General features: G+C 73.2%; 13 protein-coding genes, 1 tRNA gene and 2 pseudogenes. 3 read left to right on the top strand and 13 right to left on the bottom strand.

Going from position 1 to position 14,981, the window contains the following annotated elements; translation table 11 throughout:
* The 5 genes and pseudogenes from C1I97_RS15475 to pdhA all read right to left on the bottom strand — a co-directional run.
* Positions 1-228: pseudogene (locus C1I97_RS15475) on the bottom strand (molybdopterin molybdenumtransferase MoeA); the annotation flags it as partial.
* Positions 228-1,160 carry a molybdenum cofactor guanylyltransferase gene (locus tag C1I97_RS15480; RefSeq protein ID WP_258382583.1) on the bottom strand — a complete coding sequence of 311 codons (933 nt, stop codon included), beginning with the start codon at positions 1,158-1,160 and terminating at the stop codon, positions 228-230. The gene C1I97_RS15480 and the pseudogene C1I97_RS15475, both read right to left, overlap by 1 nt.
* Before the next feature lie 78 nt (positions 1,161-1,238).
* Complete coding sequence (locus tag C1I97_RS15485; protein WP_111003797.1) at positions 1,239-2,627, bottom strand: dihydrolipoamide acetyltransferase family protein; 1,389 nt, start codon at positions 2,625-2,627, stop codon at positions 1,239-1,241.
* Positions 2,627-3,631 (bottom strand): alpha-ketoacid dehydrogenase subunit beta, encoded by a 1,005-nt coding sequence (locus C1I97_RS15490; protein WP_111003798.1) that lies wholly within the window; start codon positions 3,629-3,631, stop codon positions 2,627-2,629. The genes C1I97_RS15485 and C1I97_RS15490 overlap by 1 nt, the downstream gene beginning before the upstream one ends.
* Complete coding sequence (gene pdhA, locus C1I97_RS15495) at positions 3,628-4,773, bottom strand: pyruvate dehydrogenase (acetyl-transferring) E1 component subunit alpha (protein WP_111003799.1); 1,146 nt, start codon at positions 4,771-4,773, stop codon at positions 3,628-3,630. Before pdhA ends, C1I97_RS15490 begins: the two co-directional genes overlap by 4 nt.
* A 179-nt stretch (positions 4,774-4,952) precedes the next feature.
* Here pdhA and C1I97_RS15500 point away from each other — a divergent pair, with 179 nt between their 5' ends.
* Positions 4,953-5,456: an Lrp/AsnC family transcriptional regulator gene (locus C1I97_RS15500; RefSeq protein ID WP_441349118.1), complete on the top strand. Its 504-nt coding sequence runs from the start codon at positions 4,953-4,955 to the stop codon at positions 5,454-5,456.
* A 2-nt stretch (positions 5,457-5,458) separates the two neighbouring features.
* On the opposite strand, the gene C1I97_RS15505 is transcribed toward C1I97_RS15500, so the two are convergent.
* Positions 5,459-6,061, bottom strand: a complete 603-nt coding sequence (locus C1I97_RS15505; protein WP_111003801.1) for a TetR/AcrR family transcriptional regulator — start codon at positions 6,059-6,061, stop codon at positions 5,459-5,461.
* A complete protein-coding gene (locus tag C1I97_RS15510; protein WP_111003802.1) occupies positions 6,058-7,572 on the bottom strand; it encodes a 3-hydroxyacyl-CoA dehydrogenase in 1,515 nt (504 codons plus the stop codon). The genes C1I97_RS15505 and C1I97_RS15510 overlap by 4 nt, the downstream gene beginning before the upstream one ends.
* A 171-nt stretch (positions 7,573-7,743) precedes the next feature.
* On the opposite strand from C1I97_RS15510, the gene paaN reads away from it, so the two are divergent.
* Positions 7,744-9,435, top strand: a complete 1,692-nt coding sequence (gene paaN / locus C1I97_RS15515; RefSeq protein WP_111003803.1) for a phenylacetic acid degradation protein PaaN — start codon at positions 7,744-7,746, stop codon at positions 9,433-9,435.
* Positions 9,436-9,466: 31 nt separating this feature from the next.
* Here paaN and C1I97_RS15520 read toward each other — a convergent pair whose 3' ends face one another.
* From C1I97_RS15520 to C1I97_RS15545, 6 genes are all read right to left on the bottom strand, one after another.
* A complete protein-coding gene (locus C1I97_RS15520) occupies positions 9,467-10,219 on the bottom strand; it encodes a TrmH family RNA methyltransferase (protein ID WP_111003804.1) in 753 nt (250 codons plus the stop codon).
* Complete coding sequence (locus C1I97_RS15525) at positions 10,216-11,427, bottom strand: HTTM domain-containing protein (RefSeq protein WP_111003805.1); 1,212 nt, start codon at positions 11,425-11,427, stop codon at positions 10,216-10,218. The genes C1I97_RS15520 and C1I97_RS15525 overlap by 4 nt, the downstream gene beginning before the upstream one ends.
* Positions 11,424-12,179: a DUF5819 family protein gene (locus C1I97_RS15530; RefSeq protein WP_111003806.1), complete on the bottom strand. Its 756-nt coding sequence runs from the start codon at positions 12,177-12,179 to the stop codon at positions 11,424-11,426. Before C1I97_RS15530 ends, C1I97_RS15525 begins: the two co-directional genes overlap by 4 nt.
* 238 nt (positions 12,180-12,417) lie before the next feature.
* Positions 12,418-12,747, bottom strand: coding sequence for a rhodanese-like domain-containing protein (locus C1I97_RS15535; protein ID WP_111003807.1), 330 nt, complete (start codon positions 12,745-12,747; stop codon positions 12,418-12,420).
* A 71-nt stretch (positions 12,748-12,818) separates the two neighbouring features.
* A complete protein-coding gene (locus C1I97_RS15540) occupies positions 12,819-13,667 on the bottom strand; it encodes a hypothetical protein (RefSeq protein WP_111003808.1) in 849 nt (282 codons plus the stop codon).
* A gap of 226 nt (positions 13,668-13,893) precedes the next feature.
* Positions 13,894-13,980: transfer RNA gene (locus C1I97_RS15545), tRNA-Leu, on the bottom strand.
* A gap of 503 nt (positions 13,981-14,483) precedes the next feature.
* Between C1I97_RS15545 and C1I97_RS15550 the strand changes: the two are divergent.
* A pseudogene (locus tag C1I97_RS15550) lies at positions 14,484-14,975 on the top strand (DUF3662 domain-containing protein); the annotation flags it as partial.
* Positions 14,976-14,981: the final 6 nt, after the last annotated feature.

Here is a 14,981-nt window from a genome sequence, read left to right on the forward strand (position 1 = left end):
GGCACGGACCGCGCGGGCGGCGGTCTCACGGGCCTGCGGCCAGGGGGCGGCCCGGTGGCGGGCCTCCGGGGACCGCGCGGCATGCGGATCGTGCGGGGTGGCGCGGTGGCCCGGTCCGCCTCGGCCCGGCTCAAAAGCGTGGCCGTTGCCTTCGTTCACGAGGGCGAGCGCCTCCTCGACGTCGAAGTCCTCGGTGTCCTCGCCGACCTGCGCACCACGGGCGGTCATCAGGCGTCCGGGCGGGGGTCGGGCGTGGCGTCGGGAGCCACGCCGGGCTTGCCGGTGCCGGGGGTTTTGGCGGTGTCCGCGGCCCTCTCCTCCGCCCAGCGCAGGGCGAGGGCGGCGGCCTTGCGGGAGGCCTCGGCGACCGCCTCGGGGCCGCCCCTGCCCTGGGCGGCCGCGTAACCGACGAGGAAGGTGGTCAGGGGGGCCGCGGGCCGGTCCACGCCGTGGGCGGCCTCGCGGGCGAGGTCGAGCAGTGCGCGGATGTCGACGTCCAGCTCGATGCCCAGCTCGTCCTTGACTGCGGAAATCCATTCGTCCAACACGTGCCCATGCTCCCTGATGCGTGCCCTGGCGGTGGCGATGTCGTCCCAGGTGTCGCAGTCGAAGGAGGCGACGTGGTCGGGGACGCGGACGAGGCCGAGCGCGGCGGTCAGCCGGCGCAGCGGCAGCCCGGTGAGGGCGCCGTGTGCCGCGCGGTCCTCGGTGAGCGCCGTCAGTGCGCGGCGCAGCGCGTGTGCGCGGTAGGCGGCCACGAGCGGCTGGTCGCGGCCGTCTGCGTCGGTGAGCAGCGCGCCGTCGGCCTCACCGGCGTGCAGGGCGCTCAGCAGCCGCCGCACCGTGGCCGGCCGGAGGAACGGCAGGTCGGCGGAGAGTACGACGACGTGGTCCGCCGTGGTGTGGCGCAACCCGGCGTCGAGCGCGGCGAGCGGACCCGCGCCGGGCGGTTCCTCGCGCGCCCAACGCACGGGTCGCGCGGTGGGACGGGCCTCGGCGACCACGACGGTCGTGCGCGCGTCGGCGCAGGCGGCGAGCACCCGGTCGAGCAAGGCACGGCCGCCGACGCGCACGCCGGGTTTGTCGGCGCCGCCGAGCCGTCGGGCGGCTCCCCCGGCGAGCACGACGGCGTCGTAGGCGAGGGACTCGTAGACGGTCACCCCCCGAGTATGCGTCCCGCCCGCGATCACCGGGAACGCGGGCGGGACACGGGCCCTGTCGACGGCAGGGCCCGGTACTCAGAGCGTGCGCAGCAGCACCGCCGGCTGTTCCACGCAGTCGGCCACATACCGCAGGAAACCGCCCGCCGTACCGCCGTCGCACACCCGGTGGTCGAAGGTGAGCGAGAGCTGGACGACCTGCCGCACCGCCAGCTCGCCCTCGTGCACCCAGGGCTTGGGGACGATACGGCCGACGCCGAGCATGGCGGCCTCGGGGTGGTTGATGATCGGTGTGGAGCCGTCGACGCCGAACACGCCGTAGTTGTTCAACGTGAAGGTGCCGCCGGTGAGTTCCGCGGGCGTGAGGGTCCCGGCCCGGGCCGCCTCGGTCAGCCGGGCGAACTCGGCGGTCAGCGACTCGGCGTCGCGCGCGTGCGCGTCCCGTACGACCGGGACGACCAGCCCTCGCTCGGTCTGCGCGGCGAAGCCGAGGTGCACGGCGTCCAGCCGGACGATCTCCCTGGCCTCCGTGTCGACCGTGGAGTTGAGCTCCGGGTGGCGGGCGAGCGCGGCGGTGCAGATCCGGGCCAGCAGGGCGAGCAGGGAGATCTTCTGTCCCCCGCTCACGTTCATCGCGGCCCGCGCCCGCATCAGCTCGGTGGCGTCGGCGTCCACCCAGCAGGTGGCGTCCGGTATCTCGCGGCGGCTGCGGGAGAGCTTGTCGGCGACGGCGCCGCGGATGCCCCTGAGCGGGACACGGGCGCTCGAAGCCGGCCCGGAGGCGGGCGTGGCCGGCGCGGCCGGCGCCGTGGCCGTCCGCTCCCGCGCCGCGCCGGCCCTGAGCGCGTCCTCGACGTCCGCGCGCAGGATCAGCCCCTCGGGTCCGGAGCCGGACAGCTGCCGCAGGTCCACGCCGTTCTCCCGTGCGAGCCGGCGCACCAGCGGCGAGATCACGGGGACGGGTCCCTCGGCCGCCGCGGCCGGGCGGGTCCCCGCGGCCGGACGAGTCCCTGCCACCGGGACGGCCGCCGCGCGCGGCGCTCCGTCGGCGGCCGGTGCCGTCTTCGCCGCGACGGGCGCCGACGACGCACCCGTCGCTGCCCCGTGCGCGCCCCGCGCCATCGGTGCCGGGCGCACCCGGCGGCGGCGCGCCGGCGGCGCTCCCGTGCCGTAGCCGACCAGGACGTTGCCGGAGCCCCCGGTCTCGCCACCGGCGTCCGGTCCCCCGACCGCCACCGTCAACAGGGGCGCTCCCACGGGCAGTTCCGTGCCCTCCTCGCCGAAGCGGGCCGTGACCACACCGCCGTAGGGGCAGGGCACCTCCACCATCGCCTTGGCCGTCTCGACCTCGACGACCGGCTGGTCGACGACGACCACGTCGCCCACCTCGACCAGCCAGCGGACGATCTCCGCCTCGGTGAGCCCCTCCCCGAGGTCGGGCAGCTTGAACTCCAGCACCTGTGTCATCAGCTCTCGGCCTCCCACTGCAGACGCGCCACGGCGTCCAGGATCCGGTCGACGCCGGGCAGGTGGTGCCGCTCCAGCATCGGCGGCGGGTAGGGGATGTCGAACCCGGCCACGCGCAGCACCGGCGCCTCCAGGTGGTGGAAGCAGCGCTCCGTGACACGGGCGGCGATCTCTCCGCCCGGGCCGCCGAAGGAGCCCGCCTCGTGCACGACGACCGCGCGCCCGGTCCGCCGCACCGACGCGCACACCGTCTCGTCGTCGAAGGGCACCAGCGAGCGCAGGTCGACGACTTCCAGGTCCCAGCCCTCGGCCCGGGCCGCCTCGGCGGCTTCGAGGCAGACGGGCACCGACGGGCCGTACGTGATGAGCGTGGCGCTCGTGCCGGTGCGCCGCACCACCGCCCGGCCCAGCGGTTCGACGGTCTGCGGCTCGTCGGGGTTCCAGGAGTCCTTCGACCAGTACAGCCGCTTGGGCTCGAGGAAGACGACCGGGTCGTCGGAGGCGATGGCGGCGCGCAGCAGCCCGTAGGCGTCGGCGACGGTCGCGGGCGTGACGACATGGAGCCCCGGAGTCGCCATGTAGTACGCCTCGGAGGAGTCGCTGTGGTGCTCGACGCCGCCGATGCCGCCGCCGTAGGGGATGCGGATGGTGATCGGCAGGGGCATCTTTCCGCGGGTGCGGTTGCGCATCTTCGCGACGTGGCTGGCGAGTTGCTCGAACGCCGGGTAGGCGAAGGCGTCGAACTGCATCTCGACGACCGGGCGCAGGCCGTACATGGCCATGCCGACGGCGGTGCCGAGGATGCCGGCCTCGGCCAGCGGGGTGTCCGTGCAGCGGTCGTCGCCGAACTCCTTGGCGAGGCCGTCGGTGATGCGGAAGACGCCGCCGAGGGTGCCGACGTCCTCGCCCAGGACGTGCACGGCGGGGTCGTCGGCCATCGCGTCGCGCAGCGCGCGCGTGAGGGCCTGGGCCATGGTGGCCGGCTTGAGCGCGACGGTGGTCATCGGGCCGTACCTTCCTCTGCTTCGGCCTCGGCCTGGAGCTCGGCGCGCAGCCGGTCCTGCTGCTCGCGCAGTTGCGGGGTCGGCTCGGCGTACACGTGCGCGAACAGGTCCATGGGGTCGAGCGGCGCGTCCTGGTTCATGCGCTCGCGCAGCCGCGCCGCCATCGCCTCGGCGTCCTCGCGGGCGGTCGCGATGCCGTCCTCGTCGATCAGGCCGCGCTCGGTCAGCTCCCGCTCCAGCAGCTGGATCGGGTCGTGCGCGCGCCAGGCCTCCACCTCGGCGTCGCCGCGGTAGCGGGTGGCGTCGTCGGCGTTGGTGTGGGCGTCGATGCGGTAGGTGACCGCCTCGACGAGGGTCGGGCCGCCTCCCGCGCGCGCGTGCCGTACGGCGTCGCCGAGCACCTCGTGCACGGCGGCGGCGTCGTTGCCGTCGACCAGGCGGCCCGGCATGCCGTACCCGACGGCCTTGTGGGCCAGGGACGGTGCCGCGGTCTGCTTGGCCAGCGGGACGGAGATCGCGAAGCCGTTGTTCTGCACCAGGAAGACGACGGGCGCCTGCCAGACGGCGGCGAAGTTCAGCGCCTCGTGGAAGTCGCCCTCGCTGGTGCCGCCGTCGCCGATCATGGCCAGCGCCACCACGTCGTCGCCCTTGAGGCGGGCGGCGTGGGCGAGACCGACGGCGTGCGGGAGCTGGGTGGCGAGCGGAGTGGACAGCGGGGCGACACGGTGCTCGTAGGGGTCGTAGCCGGTGTGCCAGTTGCCGCGCAGCAGCGTCAGGGCCTCGACGGGGTCCACGCCGCGTGCCACGACGGCGAGCGTGTCGCGGTAGCTGGGGAAGAGCCAGTCGTGCTCCTGGAGGCAGAGCGCGGCGGCGACCTCGCAGGCCTCCTGGCCGGTGCTGGAGGGGTAGACGGCGAGCCGGCCCTGCTTGGTGAGCGCGGTGGCCTGGGTGTTGTAGCGGCGGCCGAGCACCAGCTGCGCGTACAGACGGCGCAGCAGCTCCGGATCGGCCTTCGCGGCCGCCTCCGTCCCCAGGACGCGGTACGGCTCCGCGTCGGGCAGCAGCGGCGCGGGGTCGGTACGGGGCTGCCAGGCGGGCGGCGGCGATGGCCGGTACGCGCCCCGCTGCTCCATGACCGTCATGACGGGCACCTCCTCCTCGTGGGAGCGGCTACGGGAGGCGTGTCGCCTGTGACACGCCTCACCTACCGATTGTTCGGTCGTCGGCACATTTTGGCTACAGGCGGGCCCAGGCTGTGGACAAACGGTTCTCCACAGCATGGGATGGACGCAGTACGTCCACGGCTGGGAGGCGGGGGGACATGGCATCTGAACAAATGGCCGAGAACGCCGGGAGCCCGAACGGCGCCGTCCCGCCGCCGCGCCCGCTGGACGCCATCGACCAGGACATCCTGCGGATGCTGCAGACGGACGGCCGCGCCTCGATACGGTCGGTCGCCGAACGGGTCCACGTCTCGCGCGCCAACGCCTACGCCCGGATCAACCGGCTCGTCGAGGACGGCGTCATCCGCGGCTTCGGTGCCCGCGTCGACCACGAACGCGCGGGGCAGGGCACGTCCGCGTACATCACGCTGAAGATCGTGCAGAACACCTGGCGCACGGTGCGCGAGCAGCTCAGACAGCTGCCCGGCGCCTCCCACATCGCGCTGGTCGGCGGCGACTTCGACGTCCTGCTGCTGGTGCACACCCCGGACAACCGGGCGCTGCGCGAGCTGGTGCTCACCCGGCTCCAGGCGATCCCCGAGGTGCTCAGCACGCGCACGCTGCTGGTGTTCGAGGAGGAGGACCTGGAGCCGCAGGGCTGAGCTCAGCCCTCGCGCCGCCCGTCCTCGCGCAGCCCCGAGAACACCAGCCGTGCCACCGCGTCGGCCACCTCGCGCTCCCCCATGCCGCGCCCGTCGGGCCGGTACCACTCCACGATCGAGTTGATCATCCCGAAGACGAGCCGGGTCGCCAGGCGCACCTCCACGTCGGCGCGCACGTCCCCCTCCTCGGCCGCCGCCCTCAGCAGTTCGGCCACCCGGTGGTCGAACTCGCGGCGCCGCTCCAGCGCCCAGCGCTCGGTGGCGGTGTTGCCGCGCACGCGCAGCAGCAGCGTCACGTACGGCAGCTCGGCCATCAGCACCTCGACCATGCGCCGCACCACGTACTCCAGGCGCTCGGCGGCCCGCCCCACGCGTGCGTGCTCCTCGTCGAGGATCCCGAAGAGCTCCTCCAGCGCCCGGCTGACCGCCCGGCGCAGCAGCTCCTCCTTGCCGGCGACGTGGTGGTAGATCGACGACTTGGAGATGCCGGCCGCCCTGGACAGGTGCTCCATGGAGGTGCCGTCGTAGCCGCGCTCGTTGAAGACCCGCACGGCGACGGACAGCAGCGTCTCGGGGGTGTACGTATCGCGCCTGGCGGTGGTCATGGGGTGCCCTCCCGCTTGTCGGTGGCGTACGTGTGGCGGTACAGCGCGAGCGACGGCGCGTACCGGCCGGACGGGTCGCGCAGGTGCAGGTCGTCCAGGAGGCCGTAGGCCCAGGTCCGGCCGAGCCGGTGGTTCCACTCGAAGGGGCCGAGCGGGTAGTTGACGCCCAGCCGCATCGCGGTGTCGATGTCCTCCTCGGTGGCCACGCCCTTGGCGACGGCGTCGTGCGCCAGGTCGACGATCCTGGCGACCGTGCGGGCCACGATCATGCCGGGCACGTCGCCGATGACGCTGACCTTCTTGCCGAGCGCCTGGAACAGGCCGGTGGCCTCCGCCAGGGTCTGCGGGGCGGTGTCCTTGGAGGCGGACAGGGCGATCCGGGTGGCGCGGCGGTAGTCGAGCGCCAGGTCGAAGTAGACCACGTCGTGGAACTCCACGGAGGTCTGCCCGTCGGCGAGGACCAGCTGGCCGCCGCCCGGCAGCACCAGGCGGGTGCCGTTGTCCTCGTCCTCCTCGCGGACGGGGATGCCCGCCTCGCGGATCAGTGCGAGCAGTTCGCCGGCCGGGCCGAGGTCGCCTTCGGCGACGACGTACGCGGGCGGCCGCTCCTGCTCGGCGGTGTGCGGCTCGGGACGCTCGGCGCCCTCGCCGTAGTCGTACCAGCCGTGCCCGCTCTTGCGGCCCAGCCGCCCGGACTCCACCAGGCGCCGCTGGGCGAGCGAGGGCGTGAAGCGGACGTCCTGGAAGAAGGACCGCCACACCGAGTGCGTGACGGACTCGTTGACGTCCTGGCCGATGAGGTCGGTCAGCTCGAAGGCGCCCATCCGGAAGCCGCCCGACTCGCGCAGGACCGCGTCGATGGTGGCCGGGTCGGCGCCCTGGGACTCCAGGACCGCGAAGGCCTCGGCGTAGAAGGGACGCGCGATGCGGTTGACGATGAAGCCGGGGGTGTCGGCGCAGGCGACGGGGGTCTTGCCCCAGGCGCGGGCCGTCTCGTACGCGCGCGTGGCCGACGTGACGTCGGTGGCGAACCCGGAGACCACCTCCACCAGCGGCATCAGCGGGGCCGGGTTGAAGAAGTGCAGGCCCACGAAGCGACCCGGTGCGCGCAGCGTGCCGCCGACGGCGGTCACCGACAGGGAGGAGGTGTTGGTGGCGAGCAGGCAGTCGTCGCCGACGATGCCCTCCAGCTCACGGAACAGTTCCTGTTTGGCGTCCAGGCGTTCCAGGACGGCCTCGACGACCAGGGAGCAGTCGGCGAGCTCGGCGAGACTGTCGGCGGGCCTGAGCCGGGCGCGGGCCGCGTCCCGGTCGGCGCCGGTGAGCCGGTCCTTCTCGACGAGCCGGTCCAGCCGGGCGCCGATCGCGGCGGCCGCCTCCCGGGCCCGCCCGGGCACGGCGTCGTACAGGCGCACGGGATGGCCCGCGACCAGCGCGACCTGGGCTATGCCCTGGCCCATGGTGCCGGTGCCGACGACGGCCACGGGGCTGCTGAGGTCGAGTGCTGTCATGTGCGCGATCCTCCCGCACGCGTGGTCCACAGATGCGGCGGACCCCCTTGTCCCGACCGATCGTTCGGTTACTCTAACTCTGACCGCCTGTTCCTGCCCATGCTTGTGACCAGGGTTGCCCCCAGGTCACGAGCTCGCCGAGGAGCTCTTGAGACGAGGAGTTGGTCCCGCATGGCCGCCGAACTGACCACGCACGAGCTGATCGCCAGGCATCGGCCCACCCTGGACCAGGCGCTGGAGGCGATCCGCACACGCGCGTACTGGTCACCGCATCCCGAGCACCCCAAGGCCTACGGGGACAACGGCAGCCTGGACGCGGCCGCCGGCAAGGCCGCCTTCGACGCCCTCCTGGGCACCCGCCTCGACCTCGGCCAGCCCGGCACCGACGACTGGGTGGGCGGCGAGGTCTCCCCGTACGGCATCGAGCTGGGCGTGAGCTACCCGCACGCGGACATCGACGTGCTGCTGCCCGCCATGAAGGCCGGCCAACGCGCGTGGCGGGACGCGGGCGCTCAGACGCGTGCCGTGGTGTGCCTGGAGATCCTCAAGCGGATCAGCGACCGGACGCACGAGTTCGCGCACGCGGTCATGCACACCTCCGGCCAGGCCTTCCTGATGGCGTTCCAGGCCGGCGGCCCGCACGCCCAGGACCGCGGCCTGGAGGCGGTGGCGTACGCGTACGTGGAGCAGGTCCGCACCCCCGACATCGCCGAGTGGACCAAGCCGCAGGGCAAGCGCGACCCGCTCGCCCTGACCAAGCAGTTCACTCCGGTCCCCAGGGGCGTCGCCCTGGTCATCGGCTGCAACACCTTCCCCACGTGGAACGGCTATCCGGGCCTGTTCGCCTCCCTCGCCACCGGCAACGCGGTCCTGGTCAAGCCGCACCCGCGCGCGGTGCTGCCGCTCGCGCTCACGGTCCAGGTCGCCCGCGAGGTGCTCGCCGAGGCCGGTTTCGACCCCAACCTGGTCGCCCTGGTCGCCGAGCGGCCCGGCGAGGGCATCGCCAAGACCCTGGCCACCCGCCCCGAGATCCGCATCATCGACTACACCGGCTCGACGTCCTTCGGCGACTGGCTGGAGACCAACGCCCGCCAGGCGCAGGTCTACACCGAGAAGGCCGGCGTCAACACGGTGATCGTGGAGTCCACCGACGACTACAAGGGGATGCTCGCCAACCTGGCCTTCTCGCTGTCCCTCTACAGCGGCCAGATGTGCACCACCCCGCAGAACCTGCTGATCCCCCGCGACGGCATCCGCACCGACGCCGGCCCCAAGTCCTTCGACGAGGTGGCCTCCGACCTTGCCAAGGCGGTGGACGGCCTGCTCGGCGACGACGCGCGCGCCAACGCCCTGCTCGGCGCGATCGTCAACCCGGACGTCAAGGCCCGCGTGGAGGCCGCGGCCTCCCTCGGAGAGGTCGCCCTCGCCTCCCGCGAGGTGACGAACCCCGACTTCCCGGGTGCGGTGGTCCGTACGCCGGTGATCGTGAAGCTGGACGGCGCCAAGCCGGACGCCGAGGCCGCCTACATGAGCGAGTGCTTCGGCCCGGTCTCCTTCGCCGTCGCCGTCGACTCGGCCGCCGACGCGGTGGAGCTGCTGCGCCGCACCGTCCGCGAGAAGGGCGCGATGACGGTCGGCGCCTACACCACCGACGAGGAGGTCGAGCAGGCGGTGCAGGAGGCCTGCCTGGAGGAGGCCGCCCAGCTGTCGCTCAACCTCACCGGCGGGGTGTACGTCAACCAGACCGCCGCCTTCTCCGACTTCCACGGCTCGGGCGGCAACCCGGCGGCCAACGCGGCCCTGTGCGACGGCGCCTTCGTGGCCAACCGCTTCCGGGTGGTGGAGGTCCGCCGGGAGGCGTGACCCTCTCGGAGCGCCCTCTCGGAGCGCCTTCTCAGAGCACGGGTGCGCCCCCGGTGGCGCTCCAGTGGTACAGCGTCATCGCCACACTGGTGGCGAGGTTGTAGCTGGAGACCTGGGGGCGCATCGGCAGGGCCACCAGGTGGTCGGTGCGCGCGCGGAGCGCGGCGGACAGGCCGCTGCGCTCGGAGCCGAAGGCGAGCACGGCGTCGTCGGGCAGCTTCACCCCGCGGATGTCCTCGCCCTCCGGGTCGAGCGCGAACAGCGGCCCGCGCGGGAGCTCGTCCACGCCCAGCCGCTCCACGACGGTCGCGAAGTGCAGTCCCGCCCCGCCGCGCACCACCGTCGGGTGCCAGGGGTCCAGGGTGCCGGTGGTGACGACTCCGGTGGCCCCGAAACCGGCGGCCAGGCGGATCACCGCCCCCGCGTTGCCCAGGTTGCGCGGCTGGTCCAGGACGACGACCGGCGCGCTGCGGGGCGTACGGGCCAGCGAGCGCAGACCGGCCTCGCGGGAGGGCCGTACGGCCAGGGCGGCCACGGCGGTGGGGTGCGGGCGCGGCACGAGCGAGGCGTACGTCTCCCGCGGCACCTCGCTCAGCAGCGCCTCCAGCGTGTCCCGTACGTCGGGGGCGAGTTCGCCGGCGAGGGCGAGGGCCGCACGCCGGTCGGCGGTGACCGCCACCGGCACCTCGGCGCCGAAGCGGACCGCGTGCTTGAGCGCGTGGAAGCCGTCGAGGAGCACGCAGGTGCCGGCGAGCCGGTGCCAGGCGCGTACGGGGTCGTTCATGCCGAAAAGCCTACGGGGGCGGGCTCGGTGTCCTCCGGCGTGCGCGGGTCCTCCACCGGGGCCCGGCCGCCGCGCCACGGCAGCCGGGCACGCGCGCGTGACGCCCAGCAGCCCAGCCGGCGCAGGAAGGACGTCGGCAGGAACACCGCGTCCGCCGCGATCATCGCCAGGGAGAAGAACGGCAGCCCCAGGACGACCGCGATCACCGCGTGCTCGGTCATCATGGCGACCAGCAGGACGTTCTTCACCCGCCGGTTGAACAGCGTGAACGGGAAGGCGACCTGCACGAGCACCGTCCCGTAGGTCACGATCATCACCAGCGTGCCGCTGGCGGACAGCAGGCCGGCCAGGGCCGGCCAGGGCGAGAAGTAGTCCAGGTGGAGCGGGTAGTACACGGCGGTGCCGTCCTGCCAGCGCGAGCCCTGGATCTTGTACCAGCCGGCCGTGGCGTAGATCAGGCAGGCCTCGGCCATGATCACGAGCAGGGCGCCGTTGTGCACGATGTTGGCGACGACGTCCAGCAGCATCCGCGGCTGGGCCGGCCGCGCGCGCCGCCCGGCGACCCACCACAGGGCCTGGCCCAGCCACACCGTCCACAGCAGTGCCGGAACGAACCACTCGCCCTCCAGCCTGCCCGCGGCGGTGACCGCGGCCAGGAACAGCCCGAGCACGCTCCACAGGACCGGACCGGCCCGGTCGGGCGCCCTCTCCCCCCGCGCGCTTGCCTCCCGCACCCGGGCCGCCCGCCGCGCGTCCAGCGACCACACCTGGCCGCAGCGGGTGAAGACCAGGTACAGCGACATCAGGTGCAGCACGTTGTCGCCGCCGTCGCCCACGAAGACGCTGCGGTTCTGCAGGGAGAGCACGCCGACCATGAAGAGCACGGACATCGTGCGGGTGCGCCAGCCCAGCGCGAGCAGCAGGCTCGCCAGGACGGCCAGCGCGTAGAGGGTCTCGAACCAGAACTGGCCGCCGAACCACATCAGGGCCGTGAAGGCGCCGTTGTCCGAGATCAGCTGCTGGGCGAGGTGCCGGCTCCACGGGCCGTCGGGACCGTACAGCTCCTGGCGGTGGGGGAACTCGCGCAGCAGGAACAGCAGCCAGGTCACGGAGAAGCCGATGCGTATCACGGCACTCTGGTGGGGGCCGAGAGCCGCTTCGGTGACCCGGCCGACCCCGCGCGAGACCGACAGAGCGAGCCGGTTCACCGCACGCCTCCCCGGGCCTCGTCGGCCGGCACCGTCCACCAGGGCAGCAGGCGGTGCACGGGCGCGTTCCGCGCCTTCTCCCTGCTCCAGCCGGGCGGGGGCACGTCGGTGATGCGGCAGCGGACCTGGACGCGCTCGACGACGCCGCCCGCACCGGCCGCGCGGGCACGGTCCAGGCGCAGCACCACGATGCGGCGCAGGTACTCCTCCGCCAGGGCCCCGCGCAGGCCCACCGGCCGGTTGTCGCTGTCGTGCGTGGCGCCGTAGAGGTCCCAGGCACGGCGCAGCTCGTTCTGCTGGGTGTGACTGGGCGCCAGGTTGCCCTCGATGGCCCGGCCGTCCTCGGCGGACAGGTCGTACCAGCCGGTGGTCCGGCTCCCACCGTCCGCCGTGCCGATCTCGGCACGCACCTGTACGGCGATGTTCTGCTGCAGCGGGTTCGGCGCGAACAGCTTCCAGTTCTGCTCGAACTCCGGGTAGATCCAGCCGTCGATGGCCTTTCCGTGCTGCTTCGTCACCGTGTTCGACGGCGCGACATGCAGGAACACCATCCCGAGATGCACACAGACGGCCACCGCGACAACGGCGAGCGCCAAGGCGGCCACGACCTGACAAGGCACCGAAAGCCCGGCAACCCCACCACGTGCCGGGTCCGGGGAAGGCACGGGACCCGAGGAAGGCACAGGGCCCGAGCCGTCACCCGGCCCGTGGCGCCCGCGCGGGGCGTTCGGGTCCTCGTCGTACGCGTCCATCCCGCCCCGTCTCCGATGCCGGTCCGTCTTCCGGCCGCCCGGTCGCGCGGGCGCCGTACCACCACGCGCACCGCTTCCCGGCGCCGCACCGGAACGGTACTCAGGACCACCCGGCAGGCGCACCCCCGGATTTCCCCGACGCACCGTCAAGCCGGCGCACACGAGGGAGGAAAGGAACCGAGGGCCTCCGCCGCCGACGACTCGACGCCCCCCTCCGCCTCCCCGGCCGGACCCGCCGTCACAGCACGTGCCCGGGCTTCCCCTCGTCCGTCACGACGGGCCGGCCCGAGGCCGCCCACACCTGCATGCCGCCGTCGACGTTCACCGCGTCGACGCCCTGCTGGACCAGGTACATCGCGACCTGGGCCGACCGCCCGCCGGAACGGCAGATCACATGGACCCGCCCGTCCCGGGGCGCCGCCTCGGTCAGCTCGCCGTACCGGGCCACGAACTCGCTGAGGGGAACGTGCAGCGCACCCTCGGCGTGACCCGCCTGCCACTCGTCGTCCTCACGGACGTCCAGCAGGAAGTCGCCGTCCTTGAGGTCCGTGACCTCGACCGTGGGCACACCAGCTCCGAAATGCATACCCCGACGCTACCCGAAGGGTCCGTGACACAGACGAGCCCGGGTGACGTACCTCACTCCTGGCTCAGCAGCGCGGCCAGCTCCGCCTCCCGCTGCGCGACCTCCCCGCGGAGCTTCTCGGCGATCTCGTCCAGGAGGCCGTCGGGATCGTCGGGGGCCAGGCGGAGCATCCCGGCGATCGCGCCGTCCTCCAGCTGCCTGGCGACCAGCGTGAGCAGCTCCTTGCGCTCGGCGAGCCACTCGAGACGGGCGTAGAGCTCCTCGCTGCGACTCGGCCGCTGCTCCTCGGGCTTCGGGCCGGCCGTCCACTCCGCGGCCAGCTCCCGCAGCCCGTCCTCGTCACCACGGGCGTAGGCGGCGTTGACCCGGGTGATGAACTCCTCGCGCCGCTCGCGCTCACCCTCCTCCTGCGCCAGGTCGGGGTGGGCCTTGCGGGCCAGCTCGCGGTACAGCCTGCGGGCCTCCTCGCTGGGGCGCACCCGCTGCGGGGGCCGCACGGGCTGGTCGGTGAGCATCGCGACGGCCTCCGGGAACAGGCCGTGGGAGTCCATCCAGCCGTTCAGCAACTCCTCGACACCGTCGATCGGCTGCACCCTGGCCCGCGCCTCCTGCGCCTTGCGCAGATCCTCGGGGTCACCGGTGCGCGCGGCCCTCGCCTCGGCCGTCTGCGCCTCCAGCTCCTCCAGCCGCGCATAGAGCGGCCCGAGCCTCTGTTCGTGCAGCCGCGCGAAGTTCTCGACCTCCACCCGGAAGGTCTCCACCGCGATCTCGTACTCGATGAGCGCCTGCTCGGCGGCCCGTACGGCCCGCTCCAACCGCTCCTCGGGCCGCGCCGCAGCGCCCTCGGACGTCGCCCGGTCCGCCCCGGCGACGTCACCCTGCTCAGCTTCCGGGGTCGTCACCCGACCAGCGTAGCGCCGTACCGGGCGGGCCCCTTCCGGTTGCGGAACGCCGCACCCAGGACCCCGGAGGCACCGCGCGCGACCACCGGTCCCGCCGCACAACACAGCAGACCCCGACCGTGAGATACCTCACGTACCGGGGTCTGCCGCACCATCTCCGGCCAACCGAAAACGGGCCCCCACCGTGACTTCCGTCACCGGCGGAGACCCGTATCCCGGTATCTCGTGGTGCGCGAGGGGGGAGTTGAACCCCCACGCCCTTGCGGGCACTGGAACCTGAATCCAGCGCGTCTGCCTATTCCGCCACCCGCGCATTGGGTGTGCCTTCCGGCTCTTTCCCCCTTGGGGGCGGCGCCTTCCGACATCCAGAACATTAGCACGCCCGGCAGGATGGGTTCACGTCGCTTTCCCGGGGCAGGCGTCCAGGGCCGGCCACGCCGGAGCCACACCGGAGAACGGCCTCCGCTGCAGCGCCTGGAGGCCCCTGTTCCTCATCAGCCCGTACGCGCCCACGTATCAACCTCGTACCGGTCCCGCCCGTCTCCCCAGGAGCCGTACGAAGTCCACGGTCGGGTGCGGGACACTGGTCTTCGGCCGCCTCTACGATCCTGGGCAGAAGCACGAAGCGGAGCACGCGGCGGAAGTGCCGGGAAGCCCGGGTGAGAAGGGCCCGTCGACACCCGTCGACGGGGCCGACAGGGGGAACCGGCCGATCCACCGGCGCGTGGATACGATCAGTAAGCAGCACCAGGCAAGCAAGACCCGGCAGCACGACGGCAAGACCCGCAGCGACGGCCACGACGGAGGAGGTGCCCCATGGGAGTCCTGAAGAAGTTCGAGCAGCGTCTCGAAGGTCTGGTCAACGGCACCTTCGCCAAGGTCTTCAAGTCCGAGGTCCAGCCCGTGGAGATCGCGGGTGCGCTCCAGCGGGAGTGCGACAACAACGCGACCATCTGGAACCGCGACCGCACCGTCGTACCCAACGACTTCATCGTGGAGCTCAGCACGCCCGACTACGAGCGCCTGAGCCCCTACTCCGGCCAGCTCGGCGACGAGCTCGCCGGCATGGTGCGCGACTACGCCAAGCAGCAGCGCTACACCTTCATGGGCCCGATCAAGGTCCACCTGGAGAAGGCCGAGGACCTGGACACCGGCCTGTACCGGGTCCGCAGCCGCACCCTCGCCTCCTCCAGCAGCCAGCAGGCCCCCGGGACCTCCCAGGCGCCCTCCGCGCCCTCCGCGGCCCCCTACGGCCGCCCCGGCGCCCCGGGCGGATACGGCTACCCGCCCGGGGCGCCGGGGCGGCCGTAGGGG

Origin of the sequence: Streptomyces sp. NTH33 (assembly GCF_003236365.1) — a bacterium.
In the GTDB taxonomy this organism is placed as follows: Bacteria; Actinomycetota; Actinomycetes; order Streptomycetales; family Streptomycetaceae; genus Streptomyces.

What these genes read in the sequence shown, in the direction of transcription:
- C1I97_RS15500 (WP_441349118.1), top strand. Translation starts at nt 4,953, where the DNA reads ATGGCATCTGAACAAATGGCCGAGAACGCCGGGAGCCCGAACGGCGCC.
- C1I97_RS15530 (WP_111003806.1), bottom strand. Translation starts at nt 12,179, where the DNA reads ATGGACGCGTACGACGAGGACCCGAACGCCCCGCGCGGGCGCCACGGG.
- C1I97_RS15510 (WP_111003802.1), bottom strand. Translation starts at nt 7,572, where the DNA reads ATGACAGCACTCGACCTCAGCAGCCCCGTGGCCGTCGTCGGCACCGGC.
- C1I97_RS15490 (WP_111003798.1), bottom strand. Translation starts at nt 3,631, where the DNA reads ATGACCACCGTCGCGCTCAAGCCGGCCACCATGGCCCAGGCCCTCACG.
- C1I97_RS15505 (WP_111003801.1), bottom strand. Translation starts at nt 6,061, where the DNA reads ATGACCACCGCCAGGCGCGATACGTACACCCCCGAGACGCTGCTGTCC.
- C1I97_RS15485 (WP_111003797.1), bottom strand. Translation starts at nt 2,627, where the DNA reads ATGACACAGGTGCTGGAGTTCAAGCTGCCCGACCTCGGGGAGGGGCTC.
- paaN (WP_111003803.1), top strand. Translation starts at nt 7,744, where the DNA reads ATGGCCGCCGAACTGACCACGCACGAGCTGATCGCCAGGCATCGGCCC.
- pdhA (WP_111003799.1), bottom strand. Translation starts at nt 4,773, where the DNA reads ATGACGGTCATGGAGCAGCGGGGCGCGTACCGGCCATCGCCGCCGCCC.
- C1I97_RS15520 (WP_111003804.1), bottom strand. Translation starts at nt 10,219, where the DNA reads ATGAACGACCCCGTACGCGCCTGGCACCGGCTCGCCGGCACCTGCGTG.